The organism is Nitratidesulfovibrio sp., assembly GCF_040373385.1.
In the GTDB taxonomy this organism is placed as follows: Bacteria; Desulfobacterota; Desulfovibrionia; order Desulfovibrionales; family Desulfovibrionaceae; genus Cupidesulfovibrio.
On the sequence record NZ_JBDXXH010000003.1, the window covers coordinates 447266 to 469519 of the forward strand.

16 protein-coding genes and 2 riboswitches are annotated in these 22254 nt (G+C 67.8%); of the genes, 10 read left to right on the forward strand and 6 right to left on the reverse strand.

Annotation, left to right across the window (positions count from 1 at the left end; translation table 11 throughout):
* Positions 1 to 132: 132 nt before the first annotated feature.
* Positions 133 to 753 carry a tetratricopeptide repeat protein gene (locus ABWO17_RS07725; RefSeq protein WP_353117248.1) on the reverse strand — a complete coding sequence of 207 codons (621 nt, stop codon included), beginning with the start codon at positions 751 to 753 and terminating at the stop codon, positions 133 to 135.
* Positions 754 to 976: 223 nt separating this feature from the next.
* Here ABWO17_RS07725 and ABWO17_RS07730 point away from each other — a divergent pair, with 223 nt between their 5' ends.
* From ABWO17_RS07730 to ABWO17_RS07755, 6 genes are all read left to right on the forward strand, one after another.
* Positions 977 to 1573, forward strand: a complete 597-nt coding sequence (locus tag ABWO17_RS07730) for a hypothetical protein (RefSeq protein WP_353117250.1) — start codon at positions 977 to 979, stop codon at positions 1571 to 1573.
* 486 nt (positions 1574 to 2059) lie between these two features.
* A complete protein-coding gene (locus ABWO17_RS07735; RefSeq protein ID WP_353117252.1) occupies positions 2060 to 3187 on the forward strand; it encodes a branched-chain amino acid ABC transporter substrate-binding protein in 1128 nt (375 codons plus the stop codon).
* A 292-nt stretch (positions 3188 to 3479) separates the two neighbouring features.
* Positions 3480 to 4385 carry a branched-chain amino acid ABC transporter permease gene (locus ABWO17_RS07740; protein ID WP_353117254.1) on the forward strand — a complete coding sequence of 302 codons (906 nt, stop codon included), beginning with the start codon at positions 3480 to 3482 and terminating at the stop codon, positions 4383 to 4385.
* Positions 4382 to 5377: a branched-chain amino acid ABC transporter permease gene (locus ABWO17_RS07745; RefSeq protein WP_353117256.1), complete on the forward strand. Its 996-nt coding sequence runs from the start codon at positions 4382 to 4384 to the stop codon at positions 5375 to 5377. Before ABWO17_RS07740 ends, ABWO17_RS07745 begins: the two co-directional genes overlap by 4 nt.
* Positions 5374 to 6141, forward strand: a complete 768-nt coding sequence (locus ABWO17_RS07750; RefSeq protein ID WP_353117258.1) for an ABC transporter ATP-binding protein — start codon at positions 5374 to 5376, stop codon at positions 6139 to 6141. The genes ABWO17_RS07745 and ABWO17_RS07750 overlap by 4 nt, the downstream gene beginning before the upstream one ends.
* A 276-nt stretch (positions 6142 to 6417) precedes the next feature.
* Complete coding sequence (locus ABWO17_RS07755) at positions 6418 to 7134, forward strand: ABC transporter ATP-binding protein (RefSeq protein ID WP_353117260.1); 717 nt, start codon at positions 6418 to 6420, stop codon at positions 7132 to 7134.
* A 226-nt stretch (positions 7135 to 7360) separates the two neighbouring features.
* On the opposite strand, the gene ABWO17_RS07760 is transcribed toward ABWO17_RS07755, so the two are convergent.
* A complete protein-coding gene (locus tag ABWO17_RS07760) occupies positions 7361 to 7765 on the reverse strand; it encodes a response regulator (protein WP_353117262.1) in 405 nt (134 codons plus the stop codon).
* A 518-nt stretch (positions 7766 to 8283) separates the two neighbouring features.
* Between ABWO17_RS07760 and purT the strand changes: the two genes are divergently transcribed.
* Both purT and tgt read left to right on the forward strand, forming a co-directional pair.
* Complete coding sequence (gene purT / locus ABWO17_RS07765) at positions 8284 to 9465, forward strand: formate-dependent phosphoribosylglycinamide formyltransferase (protein WP_353117264.1); 1182 nt, start codon at positions 8284 to 8286, stop codon at positions 9463 to 9465.
* A gap of 324 nt (positions 9466 to 9789) precedes the next feature.
* Positions 9790 to 10950, forward strand: coding sequence for a tRNA guanosine(34) transglycosylase Tgt (gene tgt, locus ABWO17_RS07770; RefSeq protein ID WP_353117495.1), 1161 nt, complete (start codon positions 9790 to 9792; stop codon positions 10948 to 10950).
* 274 nt (positions 10951 to 11224) lie between these two features.
* Here the strand turns inward: tgt and ABWO17_RS07775 are convergent, their stop codons facing one another.
* Positions 11225 to 13282, reverse strand: a complete 2058-nt coding sequence (locus ABWO17_RS07775) for a sensor domain-containing diguanylate cyclase (RefSeq protein ID WP_353117266.1) — start codon at positions 13280 to 13282, stop codon at positions 11225 to 11227.
* Positions 13283 to 13959: 677 nt separating this feature from the next.
* On the opposite strand from ABWO17_RS07775, the gene ABWO17_RS07780 reads away from it, so the two are divergent.
* Positions 13960 to 16311, forward strand: a complete 2352-nt coding sequence (locus tag ABWO17_RS07780) for a thioredoxin domain-containing protein (protein ID WP_353117268.1) — start codon at positions 13960 to 13962, stop codon at positions 16309 to 16311.
* A gap of 261 nt (positions 16312 to 16572) precedes the next feature.
* Positions 16573 to 16663, forward strand: a riboswitch (glycine riboswitch).
* 3 nt (positions 16664 to 16666) lie between these two features.
* A riboswitch (glycine riboswitch) is annotated at positions 16667 to 16763 on the forward strand.
* A 663-nt stretch (positions 16764 to 17426) separates the two neighbouring features.
* On the opposite strand, the gene ABWO17_RS07785 is transcribed toward ABWO17_RS07780, so the two are convergent.
* The gene (locus ABWO17_RS07785; protein ID WP_353117270.1) at positions 17427 to 18440 is read right to left on the reverse strand and encodes a TIGR02117 family protein; all 1014 of its coding nucleotides are present in this window, start codon (positions 18438 to 18440) and stop codon (positions 17427 to 17429) included.
* Between the two features lie 270 nt (positions 18441 to 18710).
* Between ABWO17_RS07785 and ABWO17_RS07790 the strand changes: the two genes are divergently transcribed.
* A complete protein-coding gene (locus ABWO17_RS07790; protein WP_353117272.1) occupies positions 18711 to 19112 on the forward strand; it encodes a hypothetical protein in 402 nt (133 codons plus the stop codon).
* Between the two features lie 259 nt (positions 19113 to 19371).
* Here the strand turns inward: ABWO17_RS07790 and ABWO17_RS07795 are convergent, their stop codons facing one another.
* Positions 19372 to 21270 carry a diguanylate cyclase gene (locus ABWO17_RS07795; protein WP_353117274.1) on the reverse strand — a complete coding sequence of 633 codons (1899 nt, stop codon included), beginning with the start codon at positions 21268 to 21270 and terminating at the stop codon, positions 19372 to 19374.
* Between the two features lie 258 nt (positions 21271 to 21528).
* The gene (locus ABWO17_RS07800; RefSeq protein WP_353117276.1) at positions 21529 to 22221 is read right to left on the reverse strand and encodes an MgtC/SapB family protein; all 693 of its coding nucleotides are present in this window, start codon (positions 22219 to 22221) and stop codon (positions 21529 to 21531) included.
* Between the last annotated feature and the right edge of the window lie 33 nt (positions 22222 to 22254).

Consider the following 22254-nt stretch of genomic DNA (forward strand, 5'->3'; position numbering starts at 1 on the left):
TTGCATGCAGTGGCCGTGCGGGTTGGGGCAGCGGACAGGGCGCGGCATGCGTGACCGCCTCGGGCCGGTTCGGGCAGGCCGTGGGCATGGGCCGGGCCTGCCCGGCTGCTGGCGGGGCAGAGTCCCCAGCGGCTAACTTCCGGCCTGCGTCACGCGGGGCGGCAGGTCCTTCATGGCCCGCGCCTCGCCCAGGACGTCGGCACAAGCCAGCCAGTAGGCCGCCTGGGGCCAGTCCTTGCGGGTGCCCCTGCCTTCGCGCAGCATCAGGCCCAGGTTATAGGCGGCCAAACCGTTGCCCTTTTCGGCGGCCTTGCGGAACAGGCGCACCGCCTCGCCACGGTCGCTGCTGCTGGACCTGCCGCTGTCGATGAGGACGGCCAGCTGGTTCATGGCGTTGGCGTCCCCCTTGGCGATGGCCTGCCGGTACAGGGCTTCGGCACGGCGCAGATCCTGCGGCACGCCGCGCCCCTCTTCATGCAGCATGCCGAGTTGCAGTTGCGCGCGCGGGTCGCCCGATTTCGCCCGGGCGGTGAGCCCCGCCAACGGTTCGTTGGTCGGGGGGAGCGGAGGAGAGGTTTGCCCCGCCCCGGCGGACGACATTGCGTTTTCCTGGCTGGCCATGGGGCCGGCCATGCCGCAAGGGGGCGAAAGCAGCGGCAGGGCGACCACGAACGCCATGACCCACAGGGCACGGCACGACAGGGCGGCGGTGAATGCGCGGCGGAGCAGGGCGAGTGGGCGGAGAAAGGGCATGCGGGCCTCCGGGGCGTTTGATGGGGCATGGCATATCGGTCCGTCGCAGCGCAAGGGGTTGCCGCGCCTCGGGACGGTGAGGTAGGTGTGTGGTCTGGTCCGGTCTGGCCCGATGCGGCCCGATCCGGCCTGTTTCGGCCAGTCTCTCGCCTTTTTTCGGGCAGTGCCGTCAGCCGTCCGTCAGCAATCGCACGGTGTACAACCGTTTTCGCAGGAGTTTCGCATGCAGCTTGGCCGCATGGCGCAGAGCGCCCTTCGTCCCATGATCGTCGGCACCGACATCGAGGCCTTTCGCCAGCACTGCGGCGGCAGCCTGGGCGGGCTGTTCCACTGCATGCGCTATCCGGGGCCACATCTGTTATGGGATGGCGGCACGCAGGAATTCGTGGACGAGGCGGGTGCAGCTGTGCCGGGGCTGGACGCATTGGCCGGGGAGCTGGCCGTGCTGCGCGACGCCGTGGGTGCGGCGCTGGCGGGAAGCGCATCCGCCGCCCTTCCCGTGTCCATGGACGGCACCCTGTTGCGCGGGCAGGACGGTTCCGCCCATTATCGCATCTACGACCTGATCCACCCGGAGATTCCGGTATGGCGGCAAGTGAACCTGCTGGCCGACCTGTTCTGCCAACTGGAACAGCGGGTGCCCCACGTGCGCCCGGTGACCCACGAACATACCCCGGCCATGAAGACGGACACCCGCGTGGCCCGCTGGCTGGCCACCTGGAAGCGCCCCGGCTGCGGCGGCGTGCTGCTGAAACGTCCCGAACTGGTCTACGCACCGGGACGGGAGACGCCAGACGCTTGTTGCGTCGTCATGCGTTGATCGCCTGTTGCGTCGTCATGCGTTGATCGTCCGCAGCGCCGTCATGCGTTGATGGCCTGCTGCGTCGACATACGGTAACCGAGCACCGCGTCGTCATGCGTTGGCCGCCTGCGTGCCATGTCGTCGTCGCTTCGTGCCGCGTGGCCAGGCAAATCCGGCGCCTTCCGGTCACCTCCGCATGGCGCCCGCCGTATCCCGGACAGGCCCCGCCCCTCTCTTGCCCGTCCCGATCATTGGCATGACGCACAGTTATCGTGTCAGAGGGATTGCTTTTCTTCGGCTTTTTCCGCAAAATGTCGTTTAGCGGCCCGCATCAGACGCGGGCCGTCCGCTCGCGTTAACAATTACGTTGATAAGTATGTCCACCCACGGGACGGTACCACGGCGGGCCAGTCGTCCGTCGTGTCGCACCATGCGAAGAGGCGAGGATAAGGTATCGGGGAAACAGTCTAGCGAGGAATCCGCGGGTTCCCGGGAGGTTTCGACATGAAACACGTGATCAAGGCGCTGACGCTCGCACTTGCCGCTTCGCTGCTCATGGCCGCCACGGCCTTTGCGGCACCGGTGAAGATCGGCCTCATGTGCCCCCTGACCGGCAAGTGGGCCAGCGAAGGGCAGGACATGCGCAACATCGTCACCCTGCTCGCCGATGAACTGAACAAGGCTGGCGGCATCAACGGCAACAAGGTCGACCTGGTCGTCGAAGACGACGGCGGCGACCCGCGCACCGCAGCCCTGGCCGCGCAGAAGCTGACCACCTCGGGCGTCATCGCCGCCATCGGCACCTATGGCTCGGCGGTCACCGAAGCCTCCCAGAGCATCTACGACGAAGCGGGCGTGGTGCAGATCGCCACCGGCTCCACCGCCGTGCGCCTGACCGAAAAGGGCCTGAAGCGCTTCCTGCGCACCGCCCCCCGTGACGACGAACAGGGCATGGTGGCCGCGAAACTGATCAAGGCCAAGGGCTACAAGGCCGTGGCGCTGCTGCACGACAACTCGTCCTACGCCAAGGGCCTGGCCGACGAGACCAAGACGTTGCTGGACAAGGCCGGTACCAAGATCGTGTTCTACGACGCCCTTACCCCGGGCGAGCGCGACTACACCGCCATCCTCACCAAGCTGAAGGCCGCGAGCCCCGACATCATCTTCTGCACCGGCTACTACCCCGAAGTGGGCATGCTGCTGCGCCAGAAGATGGAAATGAAGTGGAACGTGCCCATGATGGGCGGCGATGCCGCCAACCATGCGGACCTGGTGAAGATTTCCGGCAAGGAAGCGGCCAAGGGCTATTTCTTCCTCAGCCCCCCCGGACCGCAGGACCTGGACGCCCCGGCCGCCAAGGCCATGCTGACCGCCTACAAGGCCAAGTACAACGGCGTGCCCGGCTCCGTGTGGTCCGTGCTGGCCGGTGACGCGTTCAACGTCATCGTCGAGGCCGTGAAGGCCACCGGCAAGGCCGATTCCGCCGCCATCGCCGAGTACCTGAAGACCAAGCTGAAGAACTACCCCGGCTTCACCGGCCAGATCTCGTTCAACGAGAAGGGTGACCGCGTGGGCGACCTGTACCGGGTGTACGAAGTGAACGCCAACGGCGAATTCATTCTGCAGCCCTAGCAGCGCGCACGACCGGACATGAGCCGGACATGACTGCACGACGGGGCGGGCGCTGCCGCCCGCCCCGTTTCGCCGCTCCGCCATCGACCGCAGGTGGCACGGGCGGCGGGATGACCAGAATCCGGCCCCAGGGCCGAACCGGGGCGCGCACCGCCCCATCCGCAGGCGGACCCTTTCCGGGGTCCGCGTTTCGCGCCGCAGCGTTCGGGCATCCGGCAAGGCATCTGCCAGGGCATTTGCCGGGGTACCCGCCGGACCGGGCGGCGCGGGGGGAAGAAGCACAGGAACGTCTATGGAAGAATTCTTTCAGCAGTTGACCAACGGTCTTGCGGTGGGGGGCATCTACGCGCTCATCGCGCTGGGTTACACCATGGTCTATGGTGTGCTCAAACTCATAAATTTCGCGCATGGCGACCTGTTCACCATCGGGGCCTACCTTGGCTTCACGCTGTTCACCGCCTTCGGTCTTGCGGGCTGGGTGTCCGGGCCGGGCGGCGTGCTGCTGGTGCTGGTCATGGTCATGGGGCTTGTGGCGCTGATCGGCTTTCTGCTCGAACGCGTGGCCTACCGCCCCCTGCGCTCTTCCAGCCGCCTTTCCGCCGTGGTTTCGGCGCTGGGCGCCTCCATCTTTTTCCAGAACGCGGTCATGCTCATCTACGGGGCCAAGTTCCAAGTCTACCCCAACGACATCCGGCCCAGCTACGTGCTGTCCATCATGGGCATCGACGTGCCGCTGGTGCGCCTGATGATGATCGCCGCCTCGCTGGCCCTGATGCTGGCGCTGTACTGGTTCACCCAGCGCACCCGCATCGGCGCGGCCATTCGGGCCACGGCCATTGATCAGGGCGCGGCCAAGCTCATGGGTATCGACGTCAACCGCGTGATCTCGCTGGTGTTCATGATCGGCCCCGCCCTTGGCGGCGTGGCCGGGGTGATGGTGGGCCTGTACTACGGCCAGGTGGACTTCACCATGGGCTGGGTTTACGGGCTGAAGGCCTTCACCGCCGCCATCCTGGGCGGCATCGGCAACATTCCCGGCGCCATGGTGGGCGGCCTTCTGCTGGGCGTCATCGAGGCGCTGGGCGCGGCCTACATCTCCATCGCGTGGAAGGACGCCATCGCGTTCCTGGTGCTCATCCTCATCCTGATCATCCGGCCCACGGGCCTGCTCGGCGAAAGGGTGGCCGACAAGATATGACGGTGTCGCGCACCACGAGCTACGCGGGCCTCGCGGTGGTGGTGGCAGTGCTGCCCCTGCTGCTGGACCCCTACTGGACCGACGTGTTCGTCAGCATCGGCCTGTATTCCGTGCTGGCCCTTTCGCTGAACATCATCCTGGGCCAGGCCGGGCTGTTCCACATGGGCCATGCGGCGTTCTACGCCGTGGGCGCCTACGTGACGGCCATCGCCAACACGATGTGGGGCGTGCCGGTGCTGTGGGCCATGCCCTTTGCAGGCTTGGCCGCCGCGCTGTTCGCCATGGTGGTGGCGCGGCCCATCATCCACCTGCGTGGCGACTACCTGCTCATCGTGACCATCGGCATCGTCGAGATCGTGCGCATCGCGCTGATCAACAACGTGTTCGGGCTTACCGGCGGGGCCAACGGCATCTTCGGCATATCGCGGCCCACCGTGTTCGGGTTCAAGATCGCAAAGCCCATGCATTTCTACTATCTGGTCTGGGCGTACGTGGCCTGTTCCATCCTGCTGTTCCGCAGGCTGGAGAATTCGCGCTTCGGCCGCGCGCTCAACTACATCAAGGAAGACGACACCGCCGCCGAGGGCAGCGGGGTGCACACCGCCTCGTACAAGTTGTGGGCCTTCGTGCTGGGCGCCTTCTGGGCGGGCATGACTGGTACCATCTACGCGGCCAAGATGACCATCATCTCTCCGGAATCGTTCTCGTTCTGGGAGTCTGTGGTGCTTTTCGCCATCGTCATCCTGGGCGGCGGGTCCAACCGGGGCGTGCTGCTGGGGGCGTTCCTGCTCATCGGGTTGCCGGAATTCTTCCGTGAATTCGCCAGCGCCCGCATGCTGGCCTTTGGCCTGGCCATGGTGGTGATGATGATCTTCCGGCCGCAGGGCATGCTGCCGCCCATGCCGCGCTTCTACAAGCTGCCGGAGCGCATCCGCTGCATAACCGGCAAGGGCGGGGACGCGGCCACCGCGCAGGCGGGGGGTGGGGCATGAGCCTGCTTGCGCTGCGCAACCTGACCAAGACCTTCGGCGGCCTGGTTGCCGTGAACAACGTGACGTTCGACGTGGCCGAAGGGTCCATCGTCGGGCTCATCGGTCCCAACGGGGCGGGCAAGACCACGGTGTTCAACCTGATCACCGGTAACTACAAGCCCGATTCCGGCGACATATTCTTCGATGGCCGCACCATCAAGGGGTTGCCCACCCACCGCATCGTGCAGCAGGGCATTGCCCGCACCTTTCAGACCATCCGGCTGTTCCAGAACATGTCGGTCATCGAGAACGTGCTGGCGGGTTGCCACTGCCGCATGCAGTCGGGCATGCTGGCGGCCATGCTGCGCACCCCGGCCCAGCGGGCGGAAGAGCAACGCGCCCTTTTGCGGGCCACGCGCGAACTGGAGTTCGTGGGGCTGGCCGACGAACACGCCAACCTGGCCAAGAACCTGTCGTACGGCAACCAGCGCCTGCTGGAGATTGCCCGTGCCCTCGCCACCGACCCGCGCTTCATCATTCTGGATGAACCCGCCGGGGGCATGAACGACCAGGAAACGGCTGCGCTCATCGACACCATTCGCGCCATCCGCGACCGGGGCATCACCGTGCTGCTCATCGAGCACGACATGAGCCTGGTCATGAAGGTGTGCGAGAAGCTGGTGGTGCTGGAATACGGGGCGCTGCTGGCCGAGGGCGTGCCTGCGGCCATCAAGGACGATCCGCGCGTGATCGAGGCGTATCTTGGTGTTGATACAGATGATTAGAATCCGCCCCCGAAAGGTCCTTTTGCCCTCTGGCTGCGTCAGGCTCGTCCCGTGCGAAGGTCGAATATGAAAGAATATGCGCCCTCCGCCCGGAACTCGCCTTCCTTGCCAGAGAACAAAAATACTCTTTCGGGAACGGATTCCATGTCGCGCAAGCGACACGGCCACCAGCCCGGAAACGGCATTTGCAGCCGCACCGGGCAGATGATCGACAACAGTATTGCCGGAACATGCCACCCCTGCGGGCCTTGGCTTTAACGGGTACCGGGAGAGACGATGTTTCTGGAATTGCGCGACCTGCATGTGAAATACGGCAACGTCGAGGCCCTGCACGGCATCAACGTGCATGTGGACGAAGGCGAGATCGTGACCATTCTTGGCGCCAACGGCGCGGGCAAGACCACCACGCTGATGTCCATCAGCGGGCTGGTGCAGCCCAGTCAGGGCGGCATCTACTTCAAGGGCAAGGCCCTGCACGAGATGCCCAGCCATGCCGTGGTGCGCGAGGGCATTACCCAGTCGCCCGAGGGGCGGCGGGTGTTCGGCACCCTGACCGTGCTGGAAAACCTGAACCTTGGCGCCTTCACCAGCAACGACAAGGCCCGTATCCGCACGACGCGGGACTGGATATTCGAGCTGTTTCCCCGCCTGCTGGAGCGCAAGGACCAGCTTGCGGGCACCCTGTCCGGCGGCGAGCAGCAGATGCTGGCCATCGGCCGCGCCCTCATGGGCGACCCCAAGGTGCTGCTGCTGGATGAACCCTCGCTGGGGCTGGCCCCCATCCTGGTGAAGTCCATCTTCGAGACCGTGCGCGCCATCAACAAGACCGGCATGACCGTGGTGCTGGTGGAGCAGAACGCCCGCGCCGCGCTGAAGCTGGCCACGCGCGGCTACGTGCTGGAAGTGGGCCGGGTGGTCATGGAGGATTCGGCGGCGAACCTGCTGGCCAATACGGATGTGCAGGATGCGTACCTTGGTGGCTCCGGCCATTAGGGGCAGTGCCACGCTGCGGTCTTTCGCCCTCTGGCTGCGTCAGATTTCGCTTTTTACTCCGGTCACGTACGGCAAAAGTACGCTCCCTTCGTAAAAAGCTCATCTTCCTTGCCAGAGAACGAAATCCTCGCAGCGTGCCGAATGGAACCGCGAGACATGAAGCAAACAAAAAGGCGCTCCGGAAACGGGGCGCCTTTCACGTTTGGGGTGGCCGGGCGGGGAAGGTTCACCCCGCCAGATGGGCGGCGATGGTGTCCATGAGGTCCTGGCGGGTGATGGGCTTGGTGAGCAGGCCGTTGCAGCCCGCGTCGGTGCAGCGGAGCAGGTCCTCGTGCCTGTCGTGGGCGGTCAGGGCCACGATGGGCACCGGGGCGCGGCCCAGCAGGCGTTCTTCCTCGCGCATGGCGCGCACGGTATCCGTGCCGTCCATGTCGGGCATCACCACGTCCATCAGCACGAGGTCCACGGGGTGTTCCCGAAAGATGCGCAGTGCCGCGTGGCCGGAATCGGCCTCCATGCAGCGCAGCGGCGTGTCGCGCAGCAGAAGCAGCAGCAGGGCACGGTTGGGGGCGGCGTCATCGACGATGAGCACCGTGGCGGACGGCAGCGGGGTGGCAGTGGCGGTGGTCATCCAGGACTCCGAAGCGGCCGGTGCTCGGCGCGCTGGTGAGGGGTGCCGGACGGTGTGCGGCGGACGGTGTGCGGCGGACGGGTGTTGCCGTGGCGGAGGGTGTCCCTCCGTCTGTTCTGCTTAGCCCAATGAGGCCCGTAGCCGCAAGGTGGGGTACAGTGGCACCCCATGCACCGGCAGGGTACGGGGGCATGCATCTGGGTGGCCCTGTCGCGCAGGGGAGTGCATGGGGAGTGGCGGCTTGTGCGCGGCCCGGTTGCGCCCTTGCCGGCGTCTGGCCGCAGTCCTGTCGCAATCCGGTTGCGACCCGGATGGGGTGGCGGACGGTTTGGGAGTGCCCTGCCCGGTGGGGGGCGCGGCCCTTGTGCCGGTGGAGGAACTAGTCACGCGTGCGGCTGCCCTGCCGGGCGTCCCGCGTGCGCGCCCCTTGCACAGCGGGGGCGGGCATGGCACATCCGTGCAGTCGGCCCGGCCCTTCCCTTCATCATCAGCATGCCCACGCGGCGCAGGAGCAGCACATGGTCACCATCGGCACCCCCAACACCCCCTCCGCAACCCGCATCCTGCTGCTCGGCTCCGGCGAACTGGGCCGCGAAGTGGCCCTGGAGGCCATGCGGCTTGGCGTGGAGGTGATTGCCGTTGACCGCTACCCCAATGCGCCCGCCATGCAGGTGGCTCACCGCAGCCACGTGGTGTCCATGCTGGACGGTGCGGCCCTGCGCAAGATCATCGAGTCGGAACGTCCCCACTGCATCGTGCCGGAAATCGAGGCCATCGCCACCGAAACCCTGCTGGAACTGGAGAAGGAGGGCTTTCGCGTGGTGCCCACGGCCCGCGCCGCCCGCCTGACCATGGACCGCGAGGGCATCCGCCGTCTGGCGGCGGAGGAACTGGGCCTGCCCACTTCTCCCTACCGCTTTGCCGAAACGGAAGTGGAATACCGCGATGCCGTGGCCGCCGTGGGCCTGCCCTGCGTGGTCAAGCCGGTGATGAGTTCGTCCGGCAAGGGGCAGAGCACCGTGCGCACCGAGGCAGACGTCATGAAGGCCTGGGAATACGCCCAGACCGGAGGGCGCGCGGGCGGCGGCAAGGTCATCGTGGAAGGCTTCGTGGACTTCGACTACGAGATCACCCAGCTTACCGTGCGCCACGCGGGCGGCACCACCTTCTGCGACCCCATCGGGCACTTGCAGAAGGACGGCGACTACCGCGAATCGTGGCAGCCCCAGCCCATGAGCCAGGCCGCCTTGGCCGAGGCCCGGTGCATGGCCGAGGCGGTTACCGGCGCCCTTGGCGGGTGGGGCATCTTTGGGGTGGAACTGTTCATCAAGGGTGACAAGGTATACTTCAGCGAGGTGTCGCCCCGCCCGCACGACACCGGGCTGGTGACGCTGATTTCGCAGAACCTCAGCGAATTCGCCCTGCATGCGCGGGCCATTCTGGGGCTGCCGGTGCCCGCGTTGCGCCAGAACGGCCCCGCGGCCTCGTGCGTGGTGCTGGCCGAAGGCGACAGCACCTCGCCCAGCTTCCATGGGATTGAGGCGGCACTGGCCGAGCCGGATACCGGGCTGTGCCTGTTCGGCAAGCCGGAGGTGCATGGCAAGCGCCGCATGGGCGTAGCCTTGGCCCTTGGCGCCAGCATAGAGGATGCCCGCGCAAAGGCCCGCCGCGCTGCCGCTGCCGTGCAGGTGGAACTGTAGCCGCTGGCGAACGCCGCATCCTGACGCATCGCATGCGCCCGTTCCGGGGAACCGGGGCGGGCGTTGTGCGTTGGCGGCGGAGGGGGGAGCGGAAGCGGCGCGGGCAGTGCGGGGGGTGAAGGAGAAACAGGTGAAGCAGGCGGACCTGTTGAACTGGCGGGACTGGCGGGACTGGCGAAACTGGCGAGGCCGGGGCCGCTTCGGGGCGTTGCGGGGCGGGGCTGCATGGCGTCACCATAATCGGTGCGGCGCCCCCCCTTTTCAAACGTGCAGCGCGCCGCTATGGTGCGCGCCATGCCGAACCAGACCGAAATTTCCACCGCCATGGCCCCTGCCGACGCCCCGGCCTCCATCCCCGCCGAGGCCCCCGGCACCTTCCGCATCCACGCCACCGACGGCGCGGCCCGCACCGGCGTGCTGCACACCGCGCACGGCCCGGTGCGCACGCCCATCTTCATGCCCGTGGGCACCGTGGGCAGCGTGAAGGCCGTGGCCCCGGACGACCTGGACGCCATCGGGGCCGAGATCATTCTCGGCAACACCTACCACCTGTATCTGCGCCCCGGCGACGAACTGGTGGCCCGGCGCGGCGGTCTGCACGGCTTCAACGCCTGGAAGAAGCCCATCCTGACAGACAGCGGCGGCTTTCAGGTGTTCAGCCTGTCGGCCCTGCGCAAGATCACCGAGCAGGGGGTGGAGTTCCGTTCGCACCTCGACGGGTCCAAGCACCTGTTCACGCCGGAGAAGGTGGTGTCCATCCAGCGCAACCTGAATTCGGACATCATGATGGTGCTGGACGAGTGCGTGCCCTACGGCGCGGACAAGCCCTACACCGAAAAGTCACTGGGTCTCACCACCCGCTGGGCGCAACGCTGCCGCGACGCCTACCCCAGGGGCACGGCGGGCAACCTGCTGTTCGGCATCACCCAGGGGGGCTTTTTCAAGGATCTGCGCGAGCGCTCCATCGGCGAACTGACGCAGATCGACTTCGACGGCTTTGCGCTGGGCGGGCTTTCGGTGGGCGAATCCAAGCCGGAGATGATGGACATCCTGTACCACAGCGCGCCCCTGCTGCCTGCGGACAAGCCGCGCTACCTGATGGGCGTGGGCACCCCGCTGGACATCATCAACGGCATCGCCGCCGGGGTGGACATGTTCGACTGCGTGCTGCCCACCCGCAACGCGCGCAACGGCACGCTGTACACGTCGCTCGGCAAGATCAACATCAAGCGCAAGGAATTCGCCGAGGACGACGGCCCGCTGGACCCGGCGTGCAACTGCTACGCCTGCCGCACCTTTTCGCGCGCCTACCTGCGCCATCTGTACGTGGCCAAGGAGCTGCTGGCCTTCCGCCTGAACTCGGTGCACAACCTGACCCATTTTCTGGACGTGGTGCGCGGCGCGCGCGCGGCCATCGCCGAGGGACGCTTTGCTGCGTACAAGGCGGGGTTCGAGGCGATCTATCCGGAAGAGGTGGTGGCGTAGGCGCCGACCCGAGGCGGTGGCGCCGGTTGCTCGCGGCGGCTGGTGCTGGCTTGGCCAATCCACCCGCTCCGCCAGATACGGTATATCCGGTAGACCTTCTTGATCCGGCAGACCTGGCCGACCCGAAATGACCTGGGGCCGTCACGACAGCGTGGCGGCCCCTTTCGTTTTCGCGTGCACTGGCGCTTTCGCGTGATCAGGTGCACTGGCGCTTTCGCGCGGTCAGGTGCACTGGCGCTTTCGCGCGATCAGGTGCACTGGCGCTTTCGCGTGATCAGGCCGCGTCCTGTCCGCCCCCGGCAGAGCCTGCACCGCCCGTGCCTTCCGCACAGGTGGGCGTGGCCTGCTGGGCGCATACCCGGTTGCGGCCCCCTTCCTTGGCGCGCATCAGCATCTGGTCGGCACGGCGGATCAGGTCGTCCAGCGAATCGTTGGCCCCCCGGTATTCCGCCGCGCCCACGCTGACGGTGCAGCCCACCCACACGTCGCGCACGGCCACGGGGGCGTCCTCCACGGCAGAGCGGATGCGTTCCGCCGTGCGCAGGGCGCGCTCCAGCGCCGTTTCCGGCAGCAGCACGCCGAATTCCTCGCCCCCCAGGCGGCCGATAAGGTCGTTTTCCCGCAGGGACAGACCCATCACGTCGGTGATGTGGCGCAGCACCATGTCGCCTGCCTCGTGCCCCCAGGTATCGTTGACGGCCTTGAAGTGGTCGGCATCCAGCAGCAGCACCGAAAGCGGGCGACCATAGCGTTGCGAGCGCGCCGCCTCGTCCTCCAGCCGGGCCATGAAGTGGCGGCGGTTGGCCACGCCGGTCAGCTCGTCGGTGGTGGCCAACTGCTCCAGGCGCAGGGTGTCCTCCACCTGGTCGGTCACGTCCAGGAAGAAGCTTTCCACCTCCGGCGCTTCCGGCGTGCCGGTGCGCCGTGCGTACAACGATATCCAGATGGCCTCGCCACCGCGCCGGTACCAGCGCAGCCGTTGGCCGGTCACCACCTCTCCGGCGGTCAGGTCGTCCAGCATGGCCAGGCGGTCCATGGGCTCGGCGTACAGGGGGATGACGGAATCATCCAGCACGGCACGGGCGTGGGGCACGTCGCGAAAGCCCAGCAGGGCCGCGCCGTGCTGGTTCAGTACGGTGATGGTGCCATCCCACGTGGTGCGAAAGATGCCGATGGGCGCGTTTTCCACCAGTTCACGGTGCTGGCGCTCGGCATGGCGCAGGGCGGCTTCCGCATCGCGGCGGGTTGTGACCAGTTCGTTCAGGTGGCGGTTCAGCGCGCCGAATTCGTCGCGGCCGGTAAACAGGTTGCGCACGGTGAAGTCGCCGCGCGCAACGCTGCGCATGTACTCGGCAAGCTGGCTCACCCGGCCGGAGGCTCCCGCAGTCGCTACCGTGAACAGCAGTGCGAACAGGATGAGCATGCCGCCGATGGCAAGGATGGTGCCGTAGCGGATGGGGGCCAGGGCACGCAGCAGTTCTTCCTGCGGCACCAGCAGCACCAGCCGCCAGCCGGGGCCCGGCACGGCGCGCACGGCGGTCAGCACCCGTTCGCCGTCCACGTTCAGATACGTGGCGCCGTTGCCCGCATTGTCGCCAAGGGTGCCGCCGATGGCCTTGTCCGTGCCGTGGGCCGCATAGGTGCCGCGCGCCAGATTGCGCAGGGGGGTGGTGTCCACGCGGTCGGCCAGCACCGTCCCCAACCCGGTGGCGGTGACGGGGTGTCCATCGGCGGTAAGCACCAGCAGCCCGCTGCCCGAGGGCAGGGCCACGCCGGAAAGGATGTTCCGTAGGCCGTCGGTGGTGATGTCCAGGCATATCACGCCCAGCGGCTTGCCGCCCGCCGGGTCGTCCACGGTGGCCACGGTGCTGACCACGGTCTTGCCGGTGATGATTTCCGCGTACGGCTCGGACCAGCCCACCACGCCGGGGTTGCGCATGGCCCGGACGAACCATGGCCGCGTGCTGCCGTTGAAGTCGTGGGGCAGGTCGCGCGGGGGGTAAAGGGCCCGGATGTGTCCGGACAGGTCGGAAAAGTAGACGAAAAATGCTTCGGGGCGCTGCCGCAGGAAGCTGGACCAACTGGCCGTCAGCCCCTGATGGTCGCAGGGCCGTCCGGAAAGGCAGGCCACCACGCGCGGGTCCTGGCGCAGGCTGGCCACGGCGCGGGCGTATTCACCGGCGTACTGGCTGACGATGGTGTTGGCCAGGGTGTCGGCCTGCAGGGCCATGGCCGATTCGGCCCCGTGCAGCATGACGTCCTTGGCGCGTACGTAGGAGAACGTCCCGAGTGCGACCAGCGCCAGGGACGAAAGGGTGGCAAGTAGCAGCAACAGACGTTGCCGTAGGGGAATGACCCGCATCTCGGTCCTCGCGCCGGGGGAAGGGGCGCATGGTCAGTGGGCGCATGGTCAGTGGGCGCATGGTCTGAAGCACACTGTCTGGGGCACACTGTCTGGGGCACATGGTCTGGGGCGCATGGTCGGGGCACACTGTCTGGGGCACAGGGTCCGGGCGCACTGTCAGGGGGGCATGCCCAAACGTTGCGGAAACCTACAGGATGCCGCGCCGTGCCGCAAGCATTCCTCAAGGGCGGGCGCCAGTTGGTGGGCGGGCCGCACCGGGGCCGGGAGTGCGGGGCCTTTGCCTGGGGCGCCATCTTGCCCCGCGGCCTTGTTCCCCCTCCCTTCAGTTCCGCCATCGCGGCGTACTCGGGTTCCGCTCATCCTGTCCGTTCGCCCCGCCCGCCTGCCCTCTTGACGCGTCGCGTTACGAGCCTTTTCTTTTCTTGCAGCCACGTTGCCCGCATGGCGCGAGTCTGATAGGGCATGCATAAGGTCGGGTACATCCATTTGCCTGCTGCCGCGAGCCATGGACCCCTGGCCAGTGCGCGCCTTCGGGAGGGGAGCGGGGCGTCCGCGTGGCGGACGGTCCGGTGCCGGGGCCGTGCACCGTCACGGCCGTTCACCGCCCGCGACACCACAGGGCAAAGGGGCAAGGGGGATATGCCATGTCCAACCTCTCCGGAAAGTCCACCACACCGACCGGGCTGCACGACACCTCCAAAAAGGGTGCCGCCAGTCAGGCGGCCTTGATCCCGGCAGGCAACCGCCTGTCCGCGTCCAAGAGTCCGTACCTGCTCCAGCACGCGGACAACCCCGTGCACTGGCACCCGTGGGGCGACGAGGCCCTGCAACGCGCCCGCGACGAGGACAGGCCGCTGTTCGTCAGCATCGGGTATTCCACCTGCCACTGGTGCCACGTCATGGCCCACGAATCGTTCGAGGACGACGAGGTGGCCCGCCTGCTCAACGACGCCTTCGTGTGCGTCAAGGTGGACCGCGAGGAGCGCCCGGACATCGATGCCGCCTACATGGTTGCCTGTCAGATGCTGACCGGCACCGGGGGCTGGCCGCTGACCATCATCGCCCTGCCCGACGGGCGGCCCTTCTTTGCCGCCACGTACCTGCCCAAGCATTCGCAGCCTGGCCGCATCGGGCTGATGGACCTGGTGCCGCGCGTGCTGGATGTGTGGCGCTACAAGCGCGACGAGGTGCTGGATTCCGCCGACAGCATCGTGGAGCACGTGCGCCGCCATGCCGAAGCCATGCTGCGCCCGCCCGCCGATGGCCGTTTGCCCGGCGCGGGCACCCTGCACGCCGCCTGCGAGGCCATGGCCTCGGAATTCGATGCGGTGAACGGCGGCTTCGGCGCGGCACCCAAGTTTCCTTCGCCGCACAACCTGCTGTTTCTGTTGCGCTGGGCGCGGCGCAATGGTTACGCCGTCGGGCAGCCGGGGCTGGCGCAGGCAGGTTCCGTGCCGACGGGAGAACAATCCGGCGGGGCCAAGGCGTTGCACATGGCCGCGCAGACCCTGGGGGCCATCCGGAGCGGCGGCATCCACGACCACGTGGGCTACGGTTTTCACCGCTACTCCACCGATGCCCGCTGGCTGCTGCCCCACTTCGAGAAGATGCTCTACGACCAGGCCATGCTGATGCTGGCCTACGCCGAGGCGTGGCTGGCCACCGGCGACGGTGCGTTCCGCCGCACGGCGGAAGAGACCGCCGCCTACGTCCTGCGCGACCTGACCTCGTCCGAGGGGGCCTTCTACAGCGCGGAGGACGCCGACAGCGAACTGGGCGGCACGCGCGGCGAGGGGCTGTTCTATACCTTCACCCTGGCGGACATCGAAGCGGCCTGCGCCCCGCTGGATGCGAGGCCGGGGGCGGGTGGTGGCGGCGGGGGCGGCGTCCCCATCTCCGAAGCGGACCCGACCTACATTCCCGACGCGGACCTGACGGCCCGGGCCTTCGGCTGCACGGCGTACGGCAATTACGAGGACGAGGCCACCCGCAGCCGCACCGGCCGCAACATCCTGCACTTGCCGCGCGCGCCGGGGGAACTGGCGCACGAACTCGGCCTGCCCCCGCGCGAGGTGGAAGAACGGCTGGAGGCGGCCCGTGCCGCCCTGTTCGACCTGCGCGCACGACGCCCGCGCCCCCATCTGGACGACAAGGTGCTGGCCGACTGGAACGGCCTGGCCATCGCCGCCATGTCACGCTGCGCCCAGGCCTTCGACGCGCCGCATCTGGCGGAAGCCGCAGCCACGGCGGCGGACTTCGTGCTTACGCGCATGGCCACCCCCGAAGGACGGCTGCTGCACCGCTGGCGCGATGGCGAGGCCGCCGTGCCCGGCCTGCTGGACGACTACGCCTTCATGATCTGGGGGCTCATCGAACTGTACGGCGCCACCGGAGAGGTCCGCTGGCTGCGCCGCGCCCTGCGCTTGCAAGAGGTGCAGGACACCTTTTTTCACGACCCGGAGGGCGGCGGGTACTGGATGACCCCGGCGGACGGCGACGCCCTGCTGGTGCGCCGCAAGGAAGGGCACGACGGCGCGCTGCCCTCGGGCAACGCCGCCGCGCTGTTCAACCTGCTGCGGCTGGCGCTGCTGCTGGGGCGGCCCGAATACGGCGAACGGGCGCGGGGCGTGCTGCGCGCCTTTGCCACGCAGGTGCGCCATCATCCCATCGGGTCCACCATGTTCCTGTGCGGCGTGGATTTCGCGCTCAGCGGCGGGCGCTCGGTGATCGTGGCGGGCGAGCCGGACCAGCCGGATACCGAAGCCATGCTGGCCGCCGTGCGGGGTACCTATGCGCCCACCACGGTGCTGCACCTGCGCACCACCGACAACGCGCGCGACCTTGCGGCACTGGTGCCGTTCACCGCGCACCTGGCCCCGGTGGAGGACCGCGCCACGGCCTGGCTGTGCGAGAACTACGCCTGTTCCCCGCCCATCACCGACCCGGCGGAGCTGAAGGCCCGCCTGCTGGCCGTACGCCCACTGGCGCAGGGGTAGGGGGCGCCGTCCGGTACGCTGGCGGGCCGGATTCGAACCGGATCGAACCGAGTTGGGGCGGGCCGGATCGGGCTGGCCGGACTGGCCGGACTGGCGGGAATGGCAGGAATGGCAGGGCTGGCAGGGCTGGGGCATGCCCCGGCGCACGGGGCGGAGACTGTTTGCGTGAACGGTATATTTATCCTGCAATATAAGTGCATTGCAACGGCGCTTGCGTTTCCCCCGGCAACCGGATACACCCCCATTCACGCTTGGTTTCGGATGACGACAGCAGGAGAGACCCCAGCCGGCGGCAAACGGCATGGGGCGCCGACGAAGTGAATCTTTCAGGCGAAAGGACTGCTGCCCGACGAACCTCTGGAGAGCCTCCATCCGTGGAGCACCGAAGGAGCAAACCGCCCGTGTCCTCGCAGGGAACCGGGGCGGCGAAACTCTCAGGTAAAAGGACAGAGTGCCACGCGTGACTCCGGTCGGCATGCGACCGCCCGCGCCCCGTGCGCAGGCGGCTCCCGCCCGCGACCCGGCTGACGGGCCGATCCTGTGTGATCGTGCCGATGCCGGGGTGCCACCGGACACCCACCGTGTCCCAGGCAGACCCGCCCCGTGCGGGCTGCCGTCCTCCGCTTCCACACTGGCTTTCCCGGCAGGCGAATCCGCCATGCTTTCCGACACCCTGGTGCCCGTACACCCGTGCCGGAAACGTGCGCATTCGATCCGCCGCATGGGGTCGTCACGAATGCGTGCCGAAACCTTGCGTGGCGGAACGTGCGCGCGGCGGCTGTATTGCCGCCGCGCGGCACGGCCGCAACGCGAAGTTGGCAACGCCCTGTCTCCTGGGCGAGTCATGTGGTCGCAGGCCGAAGGGGCGGTCCCTTCGGCCTGTCGCCGTTTCAGGACCTGTCAGACTATGGTCTTTTGTTCTCTGTCTTCGCCATAATAGTCTTTTATTCCGGTAAAATACGATAAGAGCGCGCTGCGGTTCTCATCCACATGTTCGCGCTGCGGCTTACCGACGACGGCGACATATTCCCTTCATGAAAAACCATTCTTCCTTGGCGGAGAACAAAAATCCTCATAGCCTGCACAGGCCAAGGGGAACTGGCTGCGCCAGTGGGTCAGCGCGGTGCGGCTGGCAGGTGGTACAGCACGAAGTGGGGCAGGGGCGTCCACACCGGGGTGCGTACCCCGGCTGCGGCCAGTGCGTCTGCCGCCCAGGTGTTGCAGGTGTGCAAGGGGCTGAAGCGTCCGGTGGCTTCAAAAAAACGGCTGCCCGGCCCGTAGCCCGTGTTGCCGTTTTCCTGCGTGACCGGGATGCGCACGGGCCGCCCCTCGGCATCGCGGTTCAGGCTGGCCGCCACGAAGGCCACGAGGTTCCGGTAGCCCTGCCGCGACAGGTGCAGGGTGCGGGTGTCCGCATCTGGCAGCGGCGGGCCGGGCATCACCTCCACGTGCAGGGCGGCGGGTGCCAGGACCAGTGCCCGCAGGGCCACGCCGGGGCGCATCTGACCCCAGGTGGGGGTGGCCAGGTAGAATTCCCGCGCGCCCCAGCCCACGGCCAGATGGGCGTTGCCCGTCAGGGGAGTCTGGGGAGTCTGGGGAACCTGGATAACCTGGGTACTCCGGGTAGCCGGGGCTGGCGGGACGTCCGTTTCGCTGACCGGCTTGTTGCCCGATTCGTTGCCTGTCCCACGGTTTGACCCGCCGTTCAGGCCCAGCACCTCCGCCAGTCCCGGTTCCCCTTCCACCCGCGCGGGCAGTACGATGTCCGCATGCACCCCGTTGCTGATCACCTGGATGGTCACCAGCGGGGCTTTCTGCATTGCGGCGTCCGCCATTTTCGCGTTTTCGCCGCCCGCCGGGGCTGGTTGGCCCGGTGCATCCGACGGGGCCATGCCCTGCCGCTGTTCCGTGGCAGTGCGCGCGGTCCCCGTGGCCGGGCAGCAAGCGGGCAAAGGCAGTCCACCCGCAGGGCGCGGCATTGCGCCCAGCACGGCCACGGCCAGCACGTATCCCAGCGCCGCCAGCGCCAGCCCCCGCAGCGCCCATGGCAGCACGTGACGCGGGGCGCGGCGCAGGACGCCGTGTGGCTGGTTCGGCGACTGGTGGGGGTGCGGCTGGCGGGGCGGCATGGCGTTTCCTGCTGCGGCAAGGGGTGCGGGGCGGCCAAGGGTGACCATGGACAGGATATTCCGTAACCCGGCGGATTGCCAGGGCGTCGGGTACCGGTGCGTGATATCGATGATAATACGCGACGGTCTTTCGGAAAATCATTTCACACTGGCGTCCATTTCAGTGTACGCTGGCGGCAGGATTCTCTTCTCCCGTTCACGCACCGGCCTTTTTCGGCGGAGCGACGGGCTTGCGGTCACCCCTTTCACCCTCACCTCGGGAGTGGCACCATGTACGAAATCAGGCTGCACCGTAACGGGCGCGAAGACCTCGTCTTTACCGGCGAACACCTGGCCACGGTGGATGACCGCGAATGGATGGGCATCGCCCCCAACTGGTGGGAACTGGCCCTGTACCGGTCCGAAGCCGGGGGCTTCGTGCTCTCCTCCGTGTTCTACCTGAACTTTCCCCGGTACCGCGTACTGCGCGGAGCCGTGGTGTTCCAGAACATCGCCGACGTGCGCGACTACGTGGTCAACGCGTGCAACGGCCCGTCCATGATCGCCGACGGGCTGCTTGGCCGGGCGCGCAGGCGCATCCGCCAACTGGACGACCCCATTCCGCCGCTGCCCCGGTTTGCGCCGGTATCGGACTACGAATCGTTCGGAGAGCGCGAGATTCCCTATGCATGACGACACACGGCGCGTGCCGTACCGTCGGTTCCCCCGGAGGGGCACGGTGCGGTGTTCCGCGAAACGGCGGCCTTGGCCGCCGTTTTTCGTTGTCGGGGGCAGGATGCGTTGGGGCTGGCGATCAGCTGACGGGGCCTGATGCGGTGATGACGGGCGAATGCGGCGAGTAAGGGAAACGGGGGGTGCGTCGGGCGACAGGGAGCCGTAACAGCGGCGGCATCGCTGGATCGGGCCGCCTGCGGGACAGGCTGCCCGCAGGTCAGGCGGCGCGCGGCTCGGACGTTGCCTGCACGTACGGGTGGAACTTGGTGTCGTCGTCCAGCATGTGGCGCGCCACCACCTCGTGGGCAATGACCGCCAGCGCCGCGTCCAGGGGAAGGTTTGCGTGTTCGTAGCGCCTGGCCAGGTCGCCCGCCGCCTCCAGCAGGGTGGCGTGCAGTTCCGCGTGGTGTTCGGCGTCGGGGTAGCCCCGGCTGCGCAGTACGGCTTCCTCGTCGCGGAAATGTTCGGCAAGGGCAGTGAGCAGTTCGTGGATGAGGGCCAGGCAGGCCGCGCGGGGGGCGTTGTCCAGAAAGGCGGTCAGCAGCCGGTTGACCATCTCGAACAGTTGGCGGTGCTGGGTGTCGATGCGCTCCTCGCCGCATTCGTACGACCTGCTCCACGCAAGGCGCAGCAGTGCCCCCGGCACGCGCAGTCCGCCGTGCGGGCAGGCCAGCGGTGGCAGGGATTGCGGCGCCGCGAACACCCTGTTCCGCCCTTCGTCCTTTGCGCGGTACAGGGCCCTGTCGGCCATGTCGACGAGTTGGTCCGGCGTGGCGTTGTGACCGCCGCGCACCGTGGCCACGCCCACGCTGACGGTGACGTGCCCCGCCGGGGTGTTGCCGGGGTGGACGATGCACAGTTCGGCCACGGCCCGGCGGATGTGTTCGGCCACCTGGGCCGCCCCGGCTTCCGCCGTGCCGGGCAGCACGCAGACGAATTCCTCGCCGCCGTAGCGGGCCACAATATCCTGCGCGCGGTGGGCCACCGTGCGCAGGGTGTGCGCCACGGTCCGCAGGCAGGCGTCGCCCGCCAGGTGCCCGTGGATGTCGTTGTAGGCCTTGAAGTTGTCCACATCGACCATGAGCAGCGACAGCACGTCCTCCGAGCGCTGGGCGCGACGCAGTTCCGATTCCAGGGCGCAGTCCAGGCGGCTTCTGTTGAACAGCCCGGTCAGCGGGTCGCACATGGCCTTCTGTTCCCACATTTCGCGGGTGCTGTCGGCGTTCAGCAACTGGCGGTTGTGCAGGGCCACCCCCAGCGTCACCATGGTGGTGCTGCACAGGAAGGTGGCCAGCAGAAAGGCCGCCTCGTTCGTGGTGGGCATCTGGAATGGTCCGAAGCCCATGGTGGCGCCGTAGGCCACGGCCATCATGGAGGGCGCCAGGGCCAGCATCAGCCCGTGCAGGCGGGCGTGGTAGGCCAGCAGCACCAGCAGGGGCATGATGAAATAGATGCACCCGGCATACCCGTTGAAGGACAGCAGGAGGAATGCCAGGTTGCCCCCCAGCACGCCGCCCACCCAACGGCATTCTCGGCTGGTGAGGTGGCGTTGCGCGGCGCAGGCCCGGTACAGCGGGTAGACCAGCAGCAACCCCAGGCAGATCGCCATGGCCAGCGTGGCGAACATGTGCCCGGCCTGAGTCCACGGCACGTACCCCCCGACGGCCTGTTGCAGCGCGATGACCCCGGATCCGGCCACGGCGGCGGGCAGGCAGACCGTGCCCACGGCGCGGAACAGGTCGGGCACGCTGGCGGGGGGCGCGGCGAACACGTGTTGCAGGAGCATGGCGGCCATGCCCCCGGCAAGGGCATCGGACACGGCGGCGGACAGGGCGCAGGACAGGGGCAGCGCGTCGTGCCGGGCGGGTCCGGCAAGCAGGGACACGGTCAGCGAAAGGACCGCGATGAGCGGCATGGCCTGCCACCTGGTGCGCAGGCATACCACCATGGCCACCCCGGCGCCGAGGCGCAGCGGGGTCAGGTTGTGCGAACCCAGGGCAAAGACGTTGGCGTCCAGCCAGGTGGCGGCACAGTAGGCGGCAAGGGCGGCGAAAAGCCAGGCGGAACCGGCAACGGGCCGGGGCGCGGTGGCTTCAACGGATGCGGGACGGTCCATGATGTAAGGCTATACGCGATATCAGGGCTTGGGCAAGGTGGTGGAATGCCCACCCAGGGGCCGGGCCGGACTGTTGCGGGGCGCACCGGGCACCGTGCTGCGGGGGTGGGCACGCGCGGTATCTGGCGGGAGTGACTTCGGCGGGTGCGGGGAACGCCCGTCAGCCTGGAAAATGAACTGCTATGGTAGTCGGTTGGACGCACACGCAAGAATATGGGGGGAAACCCCCATGCGGCTGGCGCAGCCCTCCGTGCGGTCCTAGGGAACGCCCGATTCGCCAAGGTATACCGACGACACGTCGGGGATGGCCCGCACCATCTGTACCAGGGCGTGCCAGTCCAGGTCCTCGTCGGTGGCGATGCGCACCACCAGGCGGCAGCGGTTGGTGGCGGCGTCGCACTCGTAGACCGAGACCTGCACGTCCTCGCAACCGAAGCCGTGCAGGGCGGCCACCACCGCGTCGAAGGGGGCGGCCCCGCCGGGCGAGGACACGGTGAGGGTGTAGTAGCGCTGTGCATGGGCCGACATGCGGTGCATCTGCGGCGACAGGTAGACGATGGCCGTCACCACCAACGCCGTGCACAGGGCAGGCACGTACATGCCGACGCCCACCGAAAGCCCCACCCCGGTGACCACCCACAGCATGGTGGCCGTGGTCAGCCCGCGCACCCGGCTCTTGCCCTTGAGGATGGCCCCCCCGCCGATGAACCCGATGCCCGACACGGCGTACGAGGCCACGCGCGCGGCGTCTGCCTGGGCGATGGTGGCGATGTACAGCGAAAGCTGGCCCAGCAGGCAGGCGGCCACGGCCACCAGCATGTTGGTACGGAAACCTGCGGCCTGGCCCTTGCGTTCCCGCTCGTAGCCCACCAGCGCGCCGAAGAGGGCGGACGCCGCAAGCCGGGCGAGGTCGGGCAGCAGGTCATGGAATTGGACGATGAATGCGTTCATGGCGCGGGCCTTGCGAAGGTGCCCCCGGAGAGT